The sequence below is a fragment of the Lysobacter gummosus genome (genome assembly GCF_001442805.1).
Lineage (GTDB): Bacteria > Pseudomonadota > Gammaproteobacteria > Xanthomonadales > Xanthomonadaceae > Lysobacter > Lysobacter gummosus.
In genome coordinates this window covers 3,384,530-3,402,974 of the sequence record NZ_CP011131.1, presented here as the reverse complement: position 1 = coordinate 3,402,974, position 18,445 = coordinate 3,384,530, and the positions used below count along the sequence as shown (strand labels likewise).

Sequence of the window (18,445 nt, the reverse complement as noted above, 5' to 3'; positions counted from 1 at the left end):
GGGGTTGGCGCCGCGCAAAAAAAAACGGCCCGCCGAAGCGGGCCGTGATTCGCAGCGAGAGAGCGCGGAGCCGTTGCCGCGGCGCCGCGCGCGATCCTCAGTTCTGGAAGGGCGTGTTCTCGGCGAAGTACTCGTGGTTGTCGGCGTTGTCGAGCGCGTTGGTCGGGTTGGTGTTGGCGAGGTTCTTCGCGCCGGCCTGACCGTAGACGTGATCGTCGGTGCCCGCGACGACGGTGAAGTGGCTCATCTCGTGGATCAGCGTGCCGGCCTTGGAGTCGGTGCCGGTCAGCGGCGCGTTCCAGAACGCGTTGCAGACATAGATCTGGTACGGCTGGTTCGGATAGACGTAGGCATAGGCGCTGCTGGTGCAGCCGCAGTTGATGGTGATCTGGCCGCCGCTCTGGTCGATCGCCGAATCGATCGAGGCGAAGTGCGCGCGCGCGGTGCTGTAGCGGCTGGAGGTGTAGGCGCCGAACCACGTCGTATAGCGCGGGCCGACGGTGCCGTTGTTGAGATAGCCCTTGGCGTTCTCGGCGTAGGCGCGCGCCTGGACCACGGCCTGGCCGGCCGAACTGGTGCGCGAAGTCGTGCAACCGACGTAGTTGACGCCGTTGACCACGGCCTTGCTGCCGACCGGCTTGGCCGCGGCCGAGACCTTGGCGCCGCCGAGCTGATCCAGACCGTCCACCCACAGGCTCAGCGGCGCGCTCTGCACGCTCATCGGCAAGCCGTTGCTCTGTTGCAGCATCACCCGGTCGGAGGTGGATGCGTGCTGCAGCGGCGCGTTGAACGCGACCACGTACTGGCCGGTCCTGGACAGGTCGTAGCCGGCCGACAGATCGATCACGCGGCGCACGGTTTCGCCCGGCTGCAGGATCGCGAAATCCTCCGCCTGCGGCAGGCCGCGCTTGACCATCGCGCCCTCGTAGGCGACCGGCTGGCCGTTGTAGCTGATCGAGAACAGCTTCGACTCGAACTGATCCGACGGCAGCTGCCACTTGGGCAGGCGCACGGCCTTCTTGCTGGTGTTGGTGATGCTGACCTCGACCGAGCCGAGGAAATCGTCGGCGCCGCCGGTCACCGCGACCATGCCGACGCGCAGCGGATTGTTCTGCGCCGAGGGCGGCGTGGCGACGGCGGCGGCGATGGCGCCGGACAGGACGGCGCCTACGGAGACTGCATGCACGAAGCGAAATTTCATTCCGATCTCCTGATCTTGCGATGGCTAGGTCCGCGAGGCGGACGCGAATGACCCTAGCGCAAGGCCCGTTCGATGAAGACCCCATTAAGTGCGCCAGTTCCGCGGCTAATCGTGATGCGGGTTATGAACTCATCGCCTCGTGCGCGCATAACGAAAACGGCCCGCGATGCGGGCCGTTTTCTTTCGTTACATTGTTTCATCACCGCGGCGCGAATACCCGCGCTTGCGGCCGGGCGCGATCAGCGGATATAGACGCGACCGTTGGCGACGCGCACGTAGGTGTTCTCGCGAATGCCGCCGAGATCCTTCTGCGTGACCACCGTGGTGCGGCCATCGTCCATGCGCACGTAGACGTTGTAGCTCGGCGCGCCGACGCGGTTCTGGATCGCGTTGCCGGCGAGGGCGCCGGCGACCGCGCCGCCAACCGTGGCGGCGTTCTTGCGGCCCTTGCTGTCGGTGTGGTCGTCGGCGATCTTGCGGCCGGCGACGGCGCCGACCAAGCCGCCCAACACGGCGCCGGTGGCGCTTGGGGCGGTGCTCTGGGTGCTGATCTGCTCGATGCGGGTGACGACGCCGCAGTCGTAGCAATTGTTCTGTTGGCTGGGGTAGGCGGGCTGCTGCGGATAGTTGTTGTTGTAGCCGCCGTTGTTGTACCCGCCGCCACCGTAACCGGGCGAAGTAGCGCAACCGGCCAGTACCAGCGTGGCTGCGGCCGCTACGCCCAGCAATCGGATGTTGTTGGTATTCATTCCAGGCTCCTGCGCTTGTGCATTGCGAAGTGGCGGACAGTCGCCACGCGCCTGCCAAGCTATAAGCCGGTGCGTGAACGCGTGTTCAATTTATGTGCCGCCAATCTGCTGTGTTCAGCTGGCGGCAGGCAGAGCGATGCAAGCGCGCAACAAAAGCCGGCCCCGGGTGTCCGGGGCCGGCGTATTGGGAACTTGTCGATGGCCTCGCGCGCAAGCGCGCGCGGTCGCTCTCAGCCGCGGAAATCCTGATGGCAGGCCTTGCAAGCTTCGCCGATCTGCTGCGACACCGTGGTGACGCCGGCGCAACTGACCGGCGGACTGGTCAGGGCGCCGTCGAGCGCGGCGCGCATCTTGCTGGAATGTTGCGAGAAGCGCTGATCGTCCTTCAGATCGGGGAAGGCCGGATCCAGGTCGTCGGCCATCGTGCGCAGCGTCTTGATGTGCGGCAGCGTGTCGGTGGGGCCGCAGCGATTTTCCTTGACCTTGGCTTGCAACTGATCCAGATGCCACGCCTGCACATGCATGACGCTGTCGGGAAAATGGTCCTTGCGCTGTTCCAGCGCGCGTACCGCCATGACGGTGGCGATGACGCCGCCGACCAGGCCGATCAAAAACAGGAACAGGTACTTCGAACCATTGCCTTTGCGTTTCGCAGGGGCGTTGGTGGGCTGGGTATCGCTCATTGCCTGGCCTCCATCCAAGATCGCCGAACGATAGCATGCGCAGATGTGAGGTCCAGATCACGTGCGCGAGCGTGTACGCGTGCCTGCGAGTGGACGGGGACGCGGCGCCTGCGCGGGCGCGTGGCGATCGGTGGCGGGTTGCTTGACGGCGGGACGCGGCGATGGAAAGCGAACGGCTTTTCGCGAGGCGAGGGCGGCTTGCACGGACCTGCGGACTCGCGCCTTCGTGGGCGATCGCCGAGGTGCTGTCCGGCGCGTTCGCGGCATCCAGGCCGAGACGCTACGGGTGGGGCGGGCAGGGCGCCGGCTCGCCCGGCCCCGGTCGCCTCATCCGCGGCTCAGTGCTTTCCGCCGCGACCGGGCCGAATCGGCGGCCCGGGCCACTACACTATGCGCATGACTTCCGCATCTCCCGACACCGTCTGGCAAGAGCGTTTTGCCGGCATCGACCGTTTGTACGGACAAGGTTCCGTCGCCCGTTTCCGCCAATGCCGCATCGCCGTGGTCGGCATGGGCGGGGTCGGCTCCTGGGCAGTGGAGGCGCTGGCGCGCACCGGCATCGGCCATCTGACCCTGATCGACGCCGACGATCTGTGTGTGTCCAACACCAACCGGCAATTGCCGGCGCTCGACGGCCACTACGGCCGCGCCAAGGTCGAGGCGATGGCCGAACGCTGCCGCGCGATCAATCCAGCGATGGAAGTCGATGCGGTGCAGAGCTTTCTGACCCCGTCGAACCTGGACGAACTGCTCGACCGCCGCTTCGATCTGGTGCTCGATGCCTGCGACAGCTTCCGCAGCAAGGTCGAGCTGATCGCCTGGTGCCGGCGGCGCAAGCTGCCGGTGATCGCGGTCGGCTCCGCCGGCGGACGTACCGATCCGACCCTGGTGCGGGTGCGCGATCTGTCGCGCACCGAGCACGACGCGATGCTCGCGCTGATTCGCAAGAAGCTGCGCGGCGAATTCAATTTTCCGAAGAATCCGGATCGTTACTTCGGCGTGTCGGCGATTTATTCGCTTGAGAACGTGAAGTATCCGCAGCCCGACGGCACGGTCTGCGGCTTGCGGCCGAAGGTCGCCGGCGATGCGGCGCTGAAGCTCGATTGCGGCGCGGGGCTGGGTGCGGCGACGCACATCACCGGCGTGTTCGCGTTCGCGGCGGTGGGACGGGCGCTGGAGATTCTGCTCAAACCGAAGGTGCAGGCGGCTTGAGTTCGTCGCGGCTGAGCGAAAAGCATCGGGGCTGAAGCCCCTTCCACAAGAGATTCCGACGCCACATCCGCTTTTGTGGGAGGGGCTTCAGCCCCGACGCTTTCCGATCACCGAACCGGAACCCACCCGCCGTTCAAGCCAGCCCGAACAACCGCCGGGCATTGTCGGACGTGGCGGCCGCGATGTCCTGCGCCGCCACGCCGCGCAGCTCCGCAACGACTTCGCACACCCAAGACAGCCGGGCCGGCTCGTTGCGCTGCCCGCGAATCTGCGCGTCCGGCTGATCCGGCGCATCGGTTTCCAGCAGCAGGAATTCGATCGGCATCGCCGCGACGATGCGGCGCAACCGCTGGGCGCGATCGTAAGTCACCGGCCCGCCGAGCCCGATCGAAAACCCGAGCTTCCACAACTGCCGCGCCTGCTCCTCGCTGCCCGAATAGCTGTGCACCACGCCGCGCAGGCCGCCGATGCGGCGGATCGCGGCGAGGGTCGCGTCGACCGCGTGGCGCGCATGCACGATCACCGGCAGGTCGAATTCGCGCGCCAGTTCCAGCTGGCCTTCGAAGTAGAACGACTGCAGTTCGCGGTCCAGCCCTTCGACAAAATAATCCAGCCCGCATTCGCCGACCGCGCAGGGACGTTCGCGCTCGATCCATTCGCGCAGTTCCGGCAGATGCTCGGGGCGGTGCGAGTCCAGGTACATCGGATGCAGGCCGTAGGCCGGATGCAGACCCTCGCCGGTGCAGACCTCGCGCAGCTTCGGCCAGCCGGCGGCGTCGATCGCCGGAACCACCTGCGCGGCGACGCCGGCCGCGCGCGCGCGTTCGACCACCTGGGCACGGTCGGGGTCGAATTCGGCCGCGTCGAGATGGCAGTGGCTGTCGATCAACCCGCGCATGGGCTCAGGACGAGGGCGGCTGGATGCCAGGCGGTTGCGGCGCTTTGCGGTTCTTCCAGTTGGCCAGCAGCAAGGTGCCCAGGCCGAGCAGGATCTCGTCGGCGAACGGCACGAAGTCCGGAATCACCAGGTCGAAGGCGAACAGGGTCGCGGTGACCACGAACAGACGCGGATAGCTCAGGCGTCCGAGAAAACCCATCAGGGGAGCCAGCAACGGATTGGCCATGTTCGATCCAGGTGTGACGCAGGTTGCAAACACGCTAGCACGCGCTCGCGTGACGGTTCAGACAGGGGACAGATTAGCGAAAATCAATAGGTGCTGGTTCAGCTTTCAAGTGGTGGAATGGCGGCGTCCACACACGGTTTGGACATGCCTCGGGGAGAGGCTTCCGAAAAGCCGGGCTCAAGCCAGTCTTCGACGAAGCGCTCGATCCGCATTCCAGACTCTCATACCACCGCGGTTCCCCCGCTGCAGGAGGCTCCACATGAACAAGAACATTATTGCGGTCGCGATCGCGTCGCTGTTGGTCGGCGGCGTAGCGGTTGCGGCCTTCCAGAGCTTCCGCGGCACTCCCGCCACCCAGGCCGCGGCGCTGACTCCGGCGCCGGGCGAGCAACTGCCGGCGATCAACGGCGCGACCCCGGCCGGCGATCTGGCCGCCAGCGGCGCGATCAACACCGCCCCGCAGGTCGAATACGCCGACGTGGTCAACGTCAAGCCGATCAACCAGAAAGAAAAGCTCTACGCCACCGTGATCGGCACCGATCCGGTGCGCGAGACCAGCACCGTGTCCACCCCGCGCGAAGTCTGCCAGGACGTGGTCGTGCAGGAACGCCTGCCCGAGCGCGACGGCAACGTCGGCGGCACCGTGGCCGGCGCGGTCATCGGCGGCTTGCTCGGCAATCAGGTCGGCGGCGGCAATGGCCGCAAGGCCGCGACCGCGGCCGGCGCCGTGGCCGGCGGCTTCATCGGCAACCGGGTCGACCGCAACCATGTCGGCGGCCGTGTCGTGAACCGCACCGAGCGCCAGTGCCACACCACCTCGGACACCTCGCAGTCCTCGCGAGTGGTCGCCTATAACGTGACCTTCCGTAACCCGGACGGCACCACCGGCACCATGCGCACCGAAAGCAAGCCCGGCAGCCGCATCGCCCTGGGCAACGAGAACAAGGTGGTCGGCTACGACGTGACCTACCGCTACCAGGGCCAGGAGCAGACCATCCGCATGGATGAGCGTCCGACCCAGCGCCTGCCGGTCATCAACGGCCAGGTCGTGACCCAGACCGCTTCGGTGGCGGCGCCCGATCGCGGCTGATCCACCCAGGCGCCTTCGGCGCTCAAGTCAGTACCCTCGAACGGGGCCGGTCGATCCGGCCCCGTTTGTTTTTGCGCGCCGCCGGCCCGGCCCGGTTTCGCGCCAGCCGGGCGCCGCCGCCATCGGCTGACCGGGCCCGGGCGGGGCGGGGCGCGAACCTGTCCCGGCACGGCCGCCGCTTTCGCAAGAATCCACCGCATACCGGCCCGTGCGTGCGCAGCGAGCCTGTTCGGCCTTACTCCGGCCCGGTGGGCCCATTACAATGGCGGTCTTTCTGCCAAGGATTATTGAGCCCGATGGCCCTGCATCCCTACGATCTGTACGACGTGCGTTCCCTGCTCAGCGAAGAGGAGCGCGCCGTCCAGGACACCGTCGCCCGCTTCACCGACGAGCGCGTGATCCCGATCATCGGCGATGCCTTCGACCAAGGCCGGTTCCCGAAGGAACTGGTGCCGGAAATCGCCGAACTGGGCCTGCTGGGCTCCTCGCTCCCGGAAAAATACGGTTGCGCCGGCCTCAATGCGGTCAGCTACGGCCTGATCTGCCAGGAACTGGAACGCGGCGACAGCGGCATCCGCAGCTTCGTCAGCGTGCAGTCCTCGCTGTGCATGTACCCGATCTACGCCTACGGCACCGAAGAGCAGCGCGAGCGCTGGCTGCCGGGCATGGCGAAGGGCCAGATTATCGGCTGCTTCGGCCTGACCGAGCCGCACGGCGGCTCCGATCCGGCCAACATGAAGACCAACGCCAAGAAGGACGGCGCAGACTGGATCCTCAACGGCTCCAAGATGTGGATCACCAACGGCAACCTGGCCGACATCGCCATCGTCTGGGCGCAGACCGAGGACGGCATCCAGGGCTTTGTGGTCGAGAAGGGCATGCCCGGTTTCGCCGCGCAGGAAATCAAGCACAAGATGAGCCTGCGCGCGTCGGTGACCTCCTCGCTGTTCTTCGACAACGTGCGCGTGCCCGAAGCCAATCGCCTGCCGAACGTGAAAGGCCTCAAGGGCCCGCTGGGCTGCCTGACCCAGGCCCGCTACGGCATCACCTGGGGCCCGATCGGCGCGGCCATCGCCTGCCTCGACGAAGCGCTGAACTACACCAAGGAACGCATCCTGTTCGATCGTCCGGTCGCGGCGACCCAGTCGGCGCAGATCAAGATGGCCGAGATGGCGCGCCGCATCACCCTGGCGCAGCTGCTGGTCGTGCAGCTCGGCCGTCTGAAGGACGCCGGCAACATGCAGCCGACCCAGGTGAGCCTGGCGAAGTGGAACAACTGCCGCATGGCCATCGACATCGCGCGCGAATGCCGCGATCTGCTCGGCGGCGCCGGCATCACCACCGAGCATTCGGCGATCCGTCATGCGCTGAACCTGGAGTCGGTGATCACGTACGAAGGCACCGAGACGATTCACCAGCTGGTGGTCGGTCGCGAGTTGACGGGCATCAACGCCTTCTAAGTTTTGCTGCCGCAAGGCAGCACGATGTTCCTTCTCCCGCTTGCGGGAGAAGGTGGCCCGCAGGGGCCGGATGAGGGCACGCGGCAAACAATCGCCCGCGGCAACACACGCGACCTCGCGCGCCCTCACCCCAACCACTCTCCCGCAAGCGGGAGAGGGGCTCAATCGGTGGACAGGGGCTTGACGATGCGCACCAGGAGTACGCGACCGTGATGACGATTCCCGATATCCAGCTGGAAACCCCGCGCCTGATCCTGCGTCCGCCGCGCCTGGAAGACTTCGACGCCTGGGCCGCGTTCATGGCCGACGGCGATCACGTGCGCTACGTCGGCGGCGCGCAGCCGCGGCCGCTGGCCTGGCGCGCGATGATGTCGGTGGTCGGCTCCTGGGCCGTGCAGGGTTTCGCCTTCTTCTCGGTGATCGAAAAAAGCAGCGGCCGCTGGCTCGGCCGGCTCGGTCCCTGGTACCCGGAAGGCTGGCCGGGCACCGAAGTGGGCTGGGGCATCGTCGCCGACGCCAACGGCAAGGGCTACGCCAGCGAAGGCTCGGCCGCGGCCATCGACTGGGCGGTCGAACAACTGGGCTGGACGCAGATCATCCACACCATCGACCCGGAAAACGTCGCCTCCAAGGGCGTCGCGGGCAAGCTGGGTTCGCGCTTCCTGCGTTATGGGCGGCTGCCCGAGCCCTACCACGAAAAACAGGTCGAAGTCTGGGGACAGTCCGCGGACGAATGGCGCGCGCGGCGCAAGAGCGGAGCCTGAGCATGATCACCGTCCACGGCTTTTCGCCTTCGGGCAATTGCCACAAGCTGCGACTGCTGCTGGAGCAACTGGGCGAGCGCTACGACTGGGTCGAAGTCGACAGCAGCCAGGGCCAGACCCGCACGCCGGAATTCCTCGCCCTCAATCCCAACGGCAAAGTGCCGGTAGTGGAATTCAGCGACGGCCGCACGCTCAGCGAATCCAACGCCATTCTCTACTACCTCGCCGACGGCAGCGACTTTCTGCCGGCCGATCTGTGGCAACGCGCGCAAGCGCTGAGTTGGATGAATTTCGAGCAGTACAGCCACGAGCCCTGCATCGCCGTGGCCCGCTTCATCGCCGGCTGGACGCCGCTGGATTCGCCGCGCCGGGCCGAACTGCCGAAGCTGCGCGAGCGCGGCCATCAGGCGCTGGCGGTGATGGAGCGGCATCTGCAAACCCACCAGTGGTTCACCGGCGATCGCTACGGCATCGCCGATATCGCCTTGCACGCTTACACCGATGTGGCCGAACACGGCGGCATCGCCTTGTCGCCGTATCCCGCGATCCGGGCCTGGCTGGCGCGCGTGCGCGCGACGCCGGGTTTCATCGCGCTGCCCGAGCCCGGCCCGCAGGCCGCGCGGCTGATCGCACAAACCCTCTGATCTTTCCTCACCGATATGCCGGCCCGGCGACGGGCGGCGGAGCTTCCGATGTCAGCGCAACCGCAGTCCTCGATCTTCAGCAGCGTGCCGAACTTCAATCCGGTGGCCAACCCCATCCCGGCGCGAATGAAGGGCCTCAACCGGGCTGAAATCTGCGATCTCAATTTCGTCGAATTCGTCAACGGCTGGAACGGCCGCGGCGATGCGCGCCCGGCGGCGGACGAAGCCATCCTCGACGGCAGCGCGCTCGATGCGCGCGGCTTTCGCGAACTGTTCGAATCGCAGTTGATCAGCCGCCACCTGGACCTGATGGCGCGCGTGCTGCGCGTGCAGAACAAAGTCTTCTACACCATCGGTTCCAGCGGCCACGAAGGCAATGCGATGGTCGCGCGCCTGACCCGCCACACCGATCCGGCGTTCCTGCATTACCGCAGCGGCGGCTTCATGGCCGAGCGCTTCCGCAAGTTGCCGGGCATGGACCCGGTGATGGACTCGGCGCTGTCCTTCGCCGCGAGCAAGGACGATCCGGCCTCCGGCGGCCGCCACAAAGTGTGGGGTAGCAAGCCGTTGTGGGTGTTGCCGCAGACCTCGACCATCGCCTCGCACCTACCGAAGGCGCTGGGCACTGCCGTCGCCATCGAGACCGCGCGTCGCCTCGGCCATGTGCTTCCCATTCCCGACGACAGCATCGCCATCTGCTCCTTCGGCGACGCCTCGGCCAATCACGCCACCGCCCAGACCGCGTTCAACGCCGCGGCCTGGACCGCGTACCAGAAGCTGCCGGCGCCGGTGTTGTTCGTGTGCGAGGACAACGGCATCGGCATCTCGGTGAAGACGCCGGGCGGCTGGATCGGCAACCGTTTCCGCAGCATGGACGGTCTGGATTATTTCGCCGCCGACGGCCTGGATCTGGCCAGCGGTTACGGCGACGTGCAACGCGCGGTCGAACACTGCCGCCGCACGCGCCGTCCGACCTTCCTGCATCTGCGCACCACCCGCATCATGGGCCATGCCGGCACCGACTTCGAGATCGAATGGCGCTCGGTCGAGGAATTGTGCGCGGTCGAGGCCAGCGATCCGCTGTTGCGCTCGGCGGCGATCGCGCTGGAATCGGGATTGATGTCGAAGACCGATGTGCTGGATCTTTACGAAGCCACGCGCAAGCGCTGCTTCGCCGCGGCCGAAGAGGCCGACCGTCGGCCCAAGCTCGACGATCTGCGCGAAGTGATCGCGCCGCTGGCGCCGTATTCGCCCGCGGCGGTGGCGAAGGAAGCCGCGCGCGCGGATTTCGCCGAGCGCCGCCTGGAAGTGTTCGGCGGCCAGGCCAAGCTGCCGGAAAACCAGCCGCCGCGGCATCTGGCGATCCAGATCAACAACGCCCTGCACGACATCTTCGCGAAATACCCCGAAACCTTGTTGTTCGGCGAAGACGTCGCGCAGAAGGGCGGCGTCTACACCGTCACCAAGGGCCTGCAGAAAGCCTTCGGCGCGCGCCGCGTGTTCAACACGCTGCTGGACGAGACGATGATCCTCGGCATGGCCCAGGGCTTCGCCAACGTCGGCCTGCTGCCGATTCCGGAAATCCAGTACCTGGCGTATTTCCACAACGCCTGCGACCAGATCCGCGGCGAAGCGGCCTCGCTGCAGTTCTTCAGCAACAACCAGTACCGCAACCCGATGGTGGTGCGCATCGCCGGCCTGGGCTATCAGCGCGGCTTCGGCGGCCACTTCCACAACGACAATTCGATCACCGCCCTGCGCGACATTCCCGGCCTGGTGGTCGGCTGTCCCTCGCGCGGCGACGATGCGGCGACCATGCTGCGCACGCTGACCGCGCTGGCCAAGACCGACGGCCGCGTGGCCGTATTCCTGGAGCCCATTGCGTTGTACATGACCAAGGACCTGTACGAAGCCGGCGACGGCCAGTGGCTGACTTCGTATCCCGGTCCAACTGAAGCGATGACGCTCGGCGAGGGCCGCGTCTACGGAGAAGGCGAGGATCTGGTGATCTTCAGCTATGGCAACGGCGTTCCTATGAGCTTGCGTGCGGCTCGACAGATCGAACAGTCCCTTGGCTGGAAGATCCGCGTCGTCGATCTGCGCTGGCTGGTCCCGCTCAACGATGGCTACATCGCCGAGCAGGCCAGGAACGCCAAGCGCGTCATCGTCGTCGATGAAGGCCGGCGCAGCGCCGGTGTGGGCGAGGGCGTGATCACCGCGCTGGCCGAAGCCGGCCTGGGCGCGGTGCCGATGCAGCGCGTGGTCGGCGTGGACACCTACACGCCCCTGGCCGGCGCGGCGTTCCTGGTCATTCCCGGCGAGGACGACATCGTCCGCGCCGCCGACACCCTGGCCAAGGGCTGATCGCCGATGTGCGGACTGGCCGGCCTGCTGCGTCCGCGCAACGATCTCGATCACGAGCATCTGCTCGCGCTCGCCGGATCGATGGGCGACGCCTTGCGTCATCGCGGCCCGGACGACGACGGCGTCTGGGCCGATCCGCAGACCGGCATCGCGCTGGCGCACCGGCGCCTGAGCATTCTCGATCTGTCGCCGCTGGGCCATCAACCGATGGCCTCCGCCGACGGCCGCTACGTGATCGCCTACAACGGCGAGATCTATAACTTCGCCGAGCTGCGCGAACAACTGCTCAACCTCGGCCGCGGTTTCCGCGGCCACTCCGACACCGAAGTGCTGCTGGCGGCGGTGGTGGAGTGGGGCGTGGAGGCGGCGATCGCGCGCTGCAACGGCATGTTCGCGATCGCGCTGTGGGATCGCGATCGCAGCGAGCTGTGGCTGGCGCGCGACCGCGTCGGCAAGAAACCGCTGTACTACGGCTGGGCCGGCGACACCCTGGTGTTCGGCTCCGAACTCAAGGCGCTGTGGCGGCATCCGCAATTCGACAACGGCGTGGATCGCAATGCGCTGGCGCTGTTGCTGCGTTACGACTACGTACCCTCGCCGCACTGCATCCATACCGATACTTTCAAGATCATGCCGGGCGCACTGTTGCGCCTGGACGCGGCCACGGTCGCCGCCGGCGCGGCCGCGCACGATCCCACGCGCGATCAGCAGCGTTATTGGCAGGCCGGCGAACGCATGGCCGCGGCGATCGCGCAGCCCTTCGACGGCGACATCGATGCGGCCGAAGACCGTCTCGACGACCTGCTGCGCGACGCGGTCGGCCTGCGCATGGTCGCCGACGTGCCGGTCGGCGTGTTCTTGTCCGGCGGCACCGATTCGTCGGTGGTGACTTCGCTGATGCAGGCGTTGAGCGCCAAGCCGGTGCAGAGTTTCACCATCGGTTTCGAAGGCTCGCACCACGACGAAGCGCCGCTGGCGCTGGAAGTCGCGCGTCACCTGGGCACCGCGCACACCGAGTTGTACGTCAGCGGCGCCGATGCGCTGGCGGTGGTGCCGCGCTTGCCGGCGATGTTCGACGAGCCCTTCGCCGACGCCTCGCAGGTGCCGACCGCGCTGGTGTGCAAACTCGCGCGCAGCCTGGTCACCGTGGCCTTGTCCGGCGATGGCGGCGACGAATTGTTCTTCGGCTACAAGCGCTACGAGCGCGCGCTGCGCAATCTGCGCCTGCTGCAGCGCGTGCCGCTGCCGTTGCGCGGCTGGCTGGCCAAGGCCGCGCAAGGCCATGGCGAAGCTTCGCGCGCCGGTGGTTTCGCCGCGTTCGCGGCCGAGATGGGCGCGCGCGGCATCGGCGATGTCTATCGCAACCGCATCGTGCGCTGGCGTTTTCCCGAAGCCGCGATACCGGGCGCGAAGTTGCCGCCGACCCTCTACGACCTGGCCGATCCGCTGGCCGGGCAGGGCACGCCGGCCGACGCGATGATGCTGGCCGACTACAGTGTCTACCTGCCCGACGATCTGCTGTGCAAGGTCGATCGCGCCAGCATGGCGGTCGGATTGGAAGCGCGCGCGCCGTTGCTGGATACGAATATCGCCGAGTTCGCCTGGTCGCTGCCGTTGTCGTACAAGCGCGGCGAAAGCGGCAGCAAGCATCTGCTCAAGCGCGTGCTCAAGCGCTATCTGCCCGATGCGATGGTCGATCGCGGCAAGCGCGGCTTCGGCGCGCCGGTCTCGCAGTGGCTGCGCGGCGATCTGCACGACTGGGCCGAGGCCTTGCTCGATCCGCAGCGTCTGCGCGCGCAAGGGTATTTCGATGCCGAGTTGGTCGGCGGCCTGTGGCGCAGCTTCGTCGCCGGCGAAAAACGCTGGCACACGCACCTGTGGAACGTGCTGATGTTCCAGGCCTGGCACGAGCATTGGCGCGAACAGCGCAATCTGGCCGGCGACGCGATGGCGCGCAATTCGCACGGCGAGGGCGGGTTGTAGCGCGGCGCCGATCTTGGCCGGCGTAGTGCCGCGGCCTATGCGCGAGCTGCGACCGAGCGGCCGCGGCTCGCATCGATCGCAGCAGCGGTAAGTTCGCGGTGTACCTGCTCGCTTCCCGCGGCCCGGCTCAGCGTTCCAGCCCCGCGAGCAGCGTCTGTTCGATCACGGCATGCCCGTCGATGCTCGCCGGGCCTTCCGGGCGATCCAGCGGCAACACCGCCAGCGCCAGATGCATCGCCTCGGCATCGGCGGTGGAGGCGACCGAGCCCAGCACCGCCGCTTCGCCGCGCACTTCCGCGCCGGCGGCGACCTCGGCCGGACTTTCGAACAACACCAGCCCGCGCTTGGCTTTGCCGAGGAAGTGCGTGCGCGCGACGATCTCCTGGCCCGGATAGCAGCCCTTCTTGACGCTGAAGGCGCTCAACCGCTCCAGCGACAGTTGCTGCGGCGTCCATTGCTCGGCCTGCGAGGCCGGCAACCGCGGCAGGCCGTGGCGCAGATCGGCCAGCGTCCATCGCGCCAGCGCCGCCGCGTCTTCCTCCGCCTTCGCGCCGGCCGGAACGATGCGCAAGCTCCGCGCGCCGCCGTCGCCGCTGAAATCCAGTTCCAGGCCCGAGGCCTCGTCGCCGCCGATTTTCGCGCGGTTGGCGTGCTCGGGGGCCGAATGGCGGCCTTCGATCACCCAGTCTTCACGCAAATCGATCGCGACCTTGCTGCGGAACACGAATCGCTTCAGCGACTGCGCCATCGCCGCCGCGTCGGCGTCCGGCAGCAACAGCCAGACCTTCTGCTCGGACAGGCGCAGCAGCGCGAACAGCGCAATTACCCGGCCTTTTGGCGTCAGCCAGCCGTTCCACTGCCAGTGGCCGTCGGCCAGCGACTTGACATCGTTCATGAACTGCGCCTGGGCGAAAGCGGCCGCGTCGCGGCCTTCCAGGGCGATGAGATATTGACCGGACAGGGCGAACGCCCGTCCGGGCAAGGCTTGCGGGTTGTCAGGCATGGGGGCCGGGAATTAATATTTAACGCTGTGATGATAGGCGAAACCACCCCGGAAGCACGTTCGGACCAACAGTCCGAGACCCCGGCAACTCCCGTTTCCGAAACGGGAGGCCAATCGCCTTCCGCCAAGGACGCTCCTGTGGAGCATGCTCCGAAAGAGCACGGTGGTCGCGAGGGCCTCGAACCGACCCGCTACGGCGACTGGGAAAAGAACGGCCGTTGCATCGATTTCTGACCGGCGGTTGTCGCTTCAGCGATATCAGCGCACGCTGACTTCATTGGAGACGACGGCCGCAGTACCGATCTTTGATCCGACGACCCGCTTTTCAAGCACGCGACCCAATACCCAAGCGCTCCCACGCTTCCCGCCACGCGGCGCCGCCGCCCAGCCGAGATTGCCACGCTAATGGCGAACCGCGAACGACCCCTATCACCTCATCTGCAGGTTTACCGCTGGCAGATTCAGATGGTGACCTCGATCGTGCACCGGACCACCGGTGTAATCCTTTTCGTCGGCGCCTTGCTGATCGCCTGGGGCCTGGTCGCCCTGGCCGCCGGGCCGGAGTCGTGGGCGCGCTTCGTCGCCTGCGCGCGCTCGCCGCTGGGCTTTCTGGTCCTGTTCGGCTGGACCTGGGCCTTCGCCTACCACCTGATCAACGGCATCCGCCATCTGGTCCAGGACGCGGGCTACGCCTACAAGGTCGAGACCTTCATCCGTAACGGCTGGATCAGCGTCATCGGCAGCCTGGTGCTGACCGCCTTGATCTGGGTCGTGGCCATGATGTCGCGAGGTGGCGCATGAGCACCAAGATCGGAAGCAACAGCGGCAAGCAGCTGCGCAACCCGCTCAAGACCGCGCGCGGTCTGGGGTCGGCCAAAGACGGCACCCATCACTTCATCGTCCAGCGCGTCACCGCGATCGCGCTGATCGGGCTGACCCTGTACGTGCTGGGCCTGATCGTGTCGTGGATCGGCGGCGACTACGCCAGCGTGCGCGCCTCGGTCGCCAATCCCTGCAACGCGGTGCTGCTGAGCGCGTTCGTCATCGCGATGTTCTGGCACGCCAAGCTCGGCCTGCAGGTCATCATCGAGGACTACGTCCACACCCCGGGTCTGGCGGTCGCTTCGCAGATCGCCGTCGTTTTCGTTTGCGTACTCGCGGCTCTCGCCAGCGTGCTCGCCATCATCCGCATCACGTTGGGAGCCTGAGTCGTGGCCTCTGCCTACAAGATTCAAGAACACAAGTTCGACATGGTCGTGGTCGGCGCCGGCGGCGCCGGTTTGCGCGCGACCTTCGGCCTGGCCCAGAAGGGCCTGAAGACCGCCTGCATCACCAAGGTGTTCCCGACCCGTTCGCACACCGTGGCCGCGCAGGGCGGCATCTCCGCCGCGCTGGGCAACATGGGCGAGGACGACTGGCGTTACCACTTCTTCGACACCGTCAAGGGTTCGGACTGGCTGGGCGACCAGGACGCGATCGAGTACATGTGCAAGGAGGCCATCCCGGCCATCATCGAGCTCGAACACCAGGGCGTGCCGTTCTCGCGCACCGACGAGGGCAAGATCTACCAGCGCCCGTTCGGCGGCATGACCACCAAGTACGGCGAAGGCCCGCCGGCGCAGCGCACCTGCGCCGCCGCCGACCGCACCGGCCACGCCATCCTGCACACGCTGTACCAGCAGTCGCTGGCGCACGACGCGCAGTTCTTCATCGAATACTTCGCTCTCGACCTGATCATGGACGAGACCGGCGCCTGCCGCGGCGTGCTCGCCCTGGACATGGCCGAAGGCACGCTGCACCTGTTCCGCGCTCAGGGCACGGTGCTGGCCACCGGCGGCTACGGCCGCGCGTACTTCTCCGCGACCTCAGCCCATACCTGCACCGGCGACGGCGGCGGCATGGCGCTGCGCGCGGGCCTGGGCCTGCAGGACATGGAGTTCGTGCAGTTCCACCCGACCGGCATCTACGGCGCCGGCTGCCTGATCACCGAAGGCGTGCGGGGCGAGGGCGGCATCCTGCGCAACAGCAACGGCGAGCGCTTCATGGAGCGCTACGCGCCGAGCGTGAAGGACCTGGCGCCGCGCGACATGGTCAGCCGTTCGATGACCATCGAAATCCGCGAAGGCCGCGGCGTGGGCGAGCACAAGGACCACATCCTGCTCGACCTGACCCACCTGGGTCCGGAAGTCATCCACGAGAAGCTTCCCGGCATCGCCGAATCGGCGCGCATCTTCGCCAATGTGGACGTCGAGAAAGAGCCGATCCCGGTGATCCCGACCGTGCACTACAACATGGGCGGCATCCCGACCAACTACCACGGCGAAGTCGTGCAGTTGAAGAACGGCAACCCCGACGCGGTGGTCGAAGGCCTGTACGCGATCGGCGAAGCGGCCTGCGTGTCGGTGCACGGCGCCAACCGCCTGGGCTCGAACTCGCTGCTCGATCTGGTCGTGTTCGGCCGCGCCGTGGCCAACCGTTGCGCCGAGACCATCACCCCCGGCGGCCCGCACGCCAAGTTGCCGGCCGACGCCTGCGACGAAGCGCTGGCGCGCCTGGACAAACTGCGCAACGCCAGCGGCAGCACCCCGACCTCGGTCATCCGCGACAAGATGCAGCGCACCATGCAGGCCGACGCGGCGGTGTTCCGCACCGGCGAAACGCTGAGCGAGGGCGTGCGCAAGATGCGCGAGATCCACGCGCTGTTCGCCGACGTCAAGGTCAGCGACCGTTCGTTGATCTGGAACTCGGACCTGATCGAGACCTACGAGCTGTCCAACCTGCTCAGCCAGGCGCTGGCGACGATCGTCTCGGCCGAGAACCGCACCGAGTCGCGCGGCGCGCATGCGCGCGAGGATTTCCCCACCCGCAACGACAGCGAGTGGCAGAAGCACACGCTGTGCTATGTCGACGAAAAGGGTACGACCAGCATCGACTACCGTCCGGTGCACAACTACACCCTGACCGACGACGTGGCCTACGTGCCGCCCAAGGAACGCAAGTACTGATCGGCGACCGCGGCGCGCGCCCGTTCGCGCGCCGGTAACTCCCACCCCTCAGTACCGCCGCCAGCCCAGAGATCGCCAGCATGGCTCAGTTCGCACTACCGAAAAATTCGCAGATCCAGAAGGGCCGCCATTGGCCGACGCCCGGCGCCAAGCAGCCGCGCACCTTCAAGGTCTACCGCTGGAATCCCGACGACGGCATGAACCCGCGCGTGGACACCTATGAGGTGGACCTGGCGACCTGCGGCCCGATGGTTCTGGACGCGTTGATCAAGATCAAGAATGAGATCGACCCGACCCTGACCTTCCGCCGCTCCTGTCGCGAAGGCATCTGCGGCTCGTGCGCGATGAACATCGACGGCACCAACACCCTGGCGTGCACGCGCGCGATCGCCGATTGCGGCGACGCCAAGGGCGACGTGCCGGTGTATCCGCTGCCGAGCATGGCCGTGGTCAAGGATCTGGTTCCGGACCTGACCCACTTCTATGCGCAGTACGCCTCGATCCGTCCGTGGCTGCGCACCCAGAGCGCGACCCCGTCCGACCGCGAGCGCCTGCAGTCGCCGCAGGACCGCAAGAAGCTCGACGGCCTGTACGAATGCATCCTATGCGCGTGCTGCTCGACCAGCTGCCCCAGCTACTGGTGGAACGGCGACCGTTACCTCGGCCCGGCGATCCTGCTGCAGGCCTATCGCTGGATCATCGACTCGCGCGATGAAGACACCGGCGCGCGCCTGGACGATCTTGAAGACCCGTTCAAGCTCTACCGCTGCCACACCATCATGAACTGCGCCCGCACCTGCCCGAAGGGATTGAATCCGGCGCAGGCGATCGGCGAGATCAAGAAGCTGATGCTGGCGCGCCGGGTCTGATCGCGGCAACGGATTCGATCTGAGCGTATTCGACGCCGCCGTCCGGACTATCCGGGCGGCGGCGTTTTCGCGAGCGGGGCTTGGCCGTTGGTGCGATGGCGGGATGTGGTGGGTGGGGCCATCCTCCCAACCCGTCATTCCCGCGAACGCGGGAATCCAGAGACTTCAGCGCCATCCCTCCGGTCCGTCATTCCCGCGAAAGCGGGAATCCAGCGACTTTCGTGCGAGAACGCCTGAAGTCTCTGGATGTTCGGCTCCGCCGAAGTAAAGCGGAGCCCGCTTTCGCGGGAATGA

The 18,445-nt window shown here is 66.9% G+C and carries 18 protein-coding genes; 12 read left to right on the top strand and 6 right to left on the bottom strand.

The window, feature by feature from the left end:
• Positions 1–97 precede the first annotated feature (97 nt).
• The 3 genes from LG3211_RS13915 to LG3211_RS13905 all read right to left on the bottom strand — a co-directional run bounded on the left by LG3211_RS13915 (position 98) and on the right by LG3211_RS13905 (position 2,633).
• Positions 98–1,201 carry a M35 family metalloendopeptidase gene (locus tag LG3211_RS13915; protein ID WP_057943362.1) on the bottom strand — a complete coding sequence of 368 codons (1,104 nt, stop codon included), beginning with the start codon at positions 1,199–1,201 and terminating at the stop codon, positions 98–100.
• 239 nt (positions 1,202–1,440) lie between these two features.
• Positions 1,441–1,950, bottom strand: a complete 510-nt coding sequence (locus LG3211_RS13910; protein ID WP_057943361.1) for a glycine zipper 2TM domain-containing protein — start codon at positions 1,948–1,950, stop codon at positions 1,441–1,443.
• Positions 1,951–2,180: 230 nt separating this feature from the next.
• Positions 2,181–2,633: a hypothetical protein gene (locus LG3211_RS13905; RefSeq protein WP_057943360.1), complete on the bottom strand. Its 453-nt coding sequence runs from the start codon at positions 2,631–2,633 to the stop codon at positions 2,181–2,183.
• Between the two features lie 396 nt (positions 2,634–3,029).
• Between LG3211_RS13905 and LG3211_RS13900 the strand changes: the two genes are divergently transcribed.
• Positions 3,030–3,845: a tRNA threonylcarbamoyladenosine dehydratase gene (locus tag LG3211_RS13900; protein ID WP_057945486.1), complete on the top strand. Its 816-nt coding sequence runs from the start codon at positions 3,030–3,032 to the stop codon at positions 3,843–3,845.
• A gap of 133 nt (positions 3,846–3,978) precedes the next feature.
• Here LG3211_RS13900 and LG3211_RS13895 read toward each other — a convergent pair whose 3' ends face one another.
• Both LG3211_RS13895 and LG3211_RS13890 read right to left on the bottom strand, forming a co-directional pair.
• A complete protein-coding gene (locus LG3211_RS13895; protein WP_057943359.1) occupies positions 3,979–4,743 on the bottom strand; it encodes a TatD family hydrolase in 765 nt (254 codons plus the stop codon).
• Between the two features lie 4 nt (positions 4,744–4,747).
• Positions 4,748–4,969 (bottom strand): DUF6116 family protein, encoded by a 222-nt coding sequence (locus LG3211_RS13890; protein ID WP_057943358.1) that lies wholly within the window; start codon positions 4,967–4,969, stop codon positions 4,748–4,750.
• 259 nt (positions 4,970–5,228) lie between these two features.
• Between LG3211_RS13890 and LG3211_RS13885 the strand changes: the two genes are divergently transcribed.
• The 6 genes from LG3211_RS13885 (at position 5,229) to asnB (ending at position 13,274) form a co-directional block, all read left to right on the top strand.
• Positions 5,229–6,059 (top strand): glycine zipper 2TM domain-containing protein, encoded by an 831-nt coding sequence (locus LG3211_RS13885; RefSeq protein ID WP_057943357.1) that lies wholly within the window; start codon positions 5,229–5,231, stop codon positions 6,057–6,059.
• A 296-nt stretch (positions 6,060–6,355) separates the two neighbouring features.
• Positions 6,356–7,519 carry an acyl-CoA dehydrogenase family protein gene (locus LG3211_RS13880; RefSeq protein WP_057943356.1) on the top strand — a complete coding sequence of 388 codons (1,164 nt, stop codon included), beginning with the start codon at positions 6,356–6,358 and terminating at the stop codon, positions 7,517–7,519.
• Between the two features lie 212 nt (positions 7,520–7,731).
• A complete protein-coding gene (locus tag LG3211_RS13875) occupies positions 7,732–8,283 on the top strand; it encodes a GNAT family N-acetyltransferase (RefSeq protein ID WP_057943355.1) in 552 nt (183 codons plus the stop codon).
• 2 nt (positions 8,284–8,285) lie between these two features.
• Complete coding sequence (locus LG3211_RS13870) at positions 8,286–8,927, top strand: glutathione S-transferase family protein (RefSeq protein ID WP_148648903.1); 642 nt, start codon at positions 8,286–8,288, stop codon at positions 8,925–8,927.
• A 126-nt stretch (positions 8,928–9,053) separates the two neighbouring features.
• Complete coding sequence (locus tag LG3211_RS13865; protein ID WP_057945485.1) at positions 9,054–11,291, top strand: thiamine pyrophosphate-dependent enzyme; 2,238 nt, start codon at positions 9,054–9,056, stop codon at positions 11,289–11,291.
• A gap of 6 nt (positions 11,292–11,297) precedes the next feature.
• Positions 11,298–13,274: an asparagine synthase (glutamine-hydrolyzing) gene (gene asnB / locus LG3211_RS13860; RefSeq protein WP_057943353.1), complete on the top strand. Its 1,977-nt coding sequence runs from the start codon at positions 11,298–11,300 to the stop codon at positions 13,272–13,274.
• 127 nt (positions 13,275–13,401) lie between these two features.
• Here the strand turns inward: asnB and ygfZ are convergent, their stop codons facing one another.
• Positions 13,402–14,277, bottom strand: a complete 876-nt coding sequence (ygfZ, locus tag LG3211_RS13855) for a CAF17-like 4Fe-4S cluster assembly/insertion protein YgfZ (RefSeq protein WP_057943352.1) — start codon at positions 14,275–14,277, stop codon at positions 13,402–13,404.
• A 30-nt stretch (positions 14,278–14,307) separates the two neighbouring features.
• Here ygfZ and LG3211_RS27300 point away from each other — a divergent pair, with 30 nt between their 5' ends.
• From LG3211_RS27300 to LG3211_RS13830, 5 genes are all read left to right on the top strand, one after another.
• Entirely contained in the window at positions 14,308–14,511 is a 204-nt protein-coding gene (locus LG3211_RS27300) for a DUF1674 domain-containing protein (RefSeq protein WP_057943351.1), read from the top strand.
• A gap of 171 nt (positions 14,512–14,682) precedes the next feature.
• Positions 14,683–15,078 carry a succinate dehydrogenase, cytochrome b556 subunit gene (sdhC, locus tag LG3211_RS13845; RefSeq protein ID WP_057943350.1) on the top strand — a complete coding sequence of 132 codons (396 nt, stop codon included), beginning with the start codon at positions 14,683–14,685 and terminating at the stop codon, positions 15,076–15,078.
• Positions 15,075–15,485 (top strand): succinate dehydrogenase, hydrophobic membrane anchor protein, encoded by a 411-nt coding sequence (sdhD, locus tag LG3211_RS13840; RefSeq protein ID WP_057943349.1) that lies wholly within the window; start codon positions 15,075–15,077, stop codon positions 15,483–15,485. Before sdhC ends, sdhD begins: the two co-directional genes overlap by 4 nt.
• 42 nt (positions 15,486–15,527) lie before the next feature.
• Positions 15,528–17,282, top strand: coding sequence for a succinate dehydrogenase flavoprotein subunit (sdhA, locus tag LG3211_RS13835; RefSeq protein ID WP_057945484.1), 1,755 nt, complete (start codon positions 15,528–15,530; stop codon positions 17,280–17,282).
• 80 nt (positions 17,283–17,362) lie between these two features.
• A complete protein-coding gene (locus tag LG3211_RS13830) occupies positions 17,363–18,151 on the top strand; it encodes a succinate dehydrogenase iron-sulfur subunit (RefSeq protein WP_057943348.1) in 789 nt (262 codons plus the stop codon).
• Positions 18,152–18,445 lie beyond the last annotated feature (294 nt).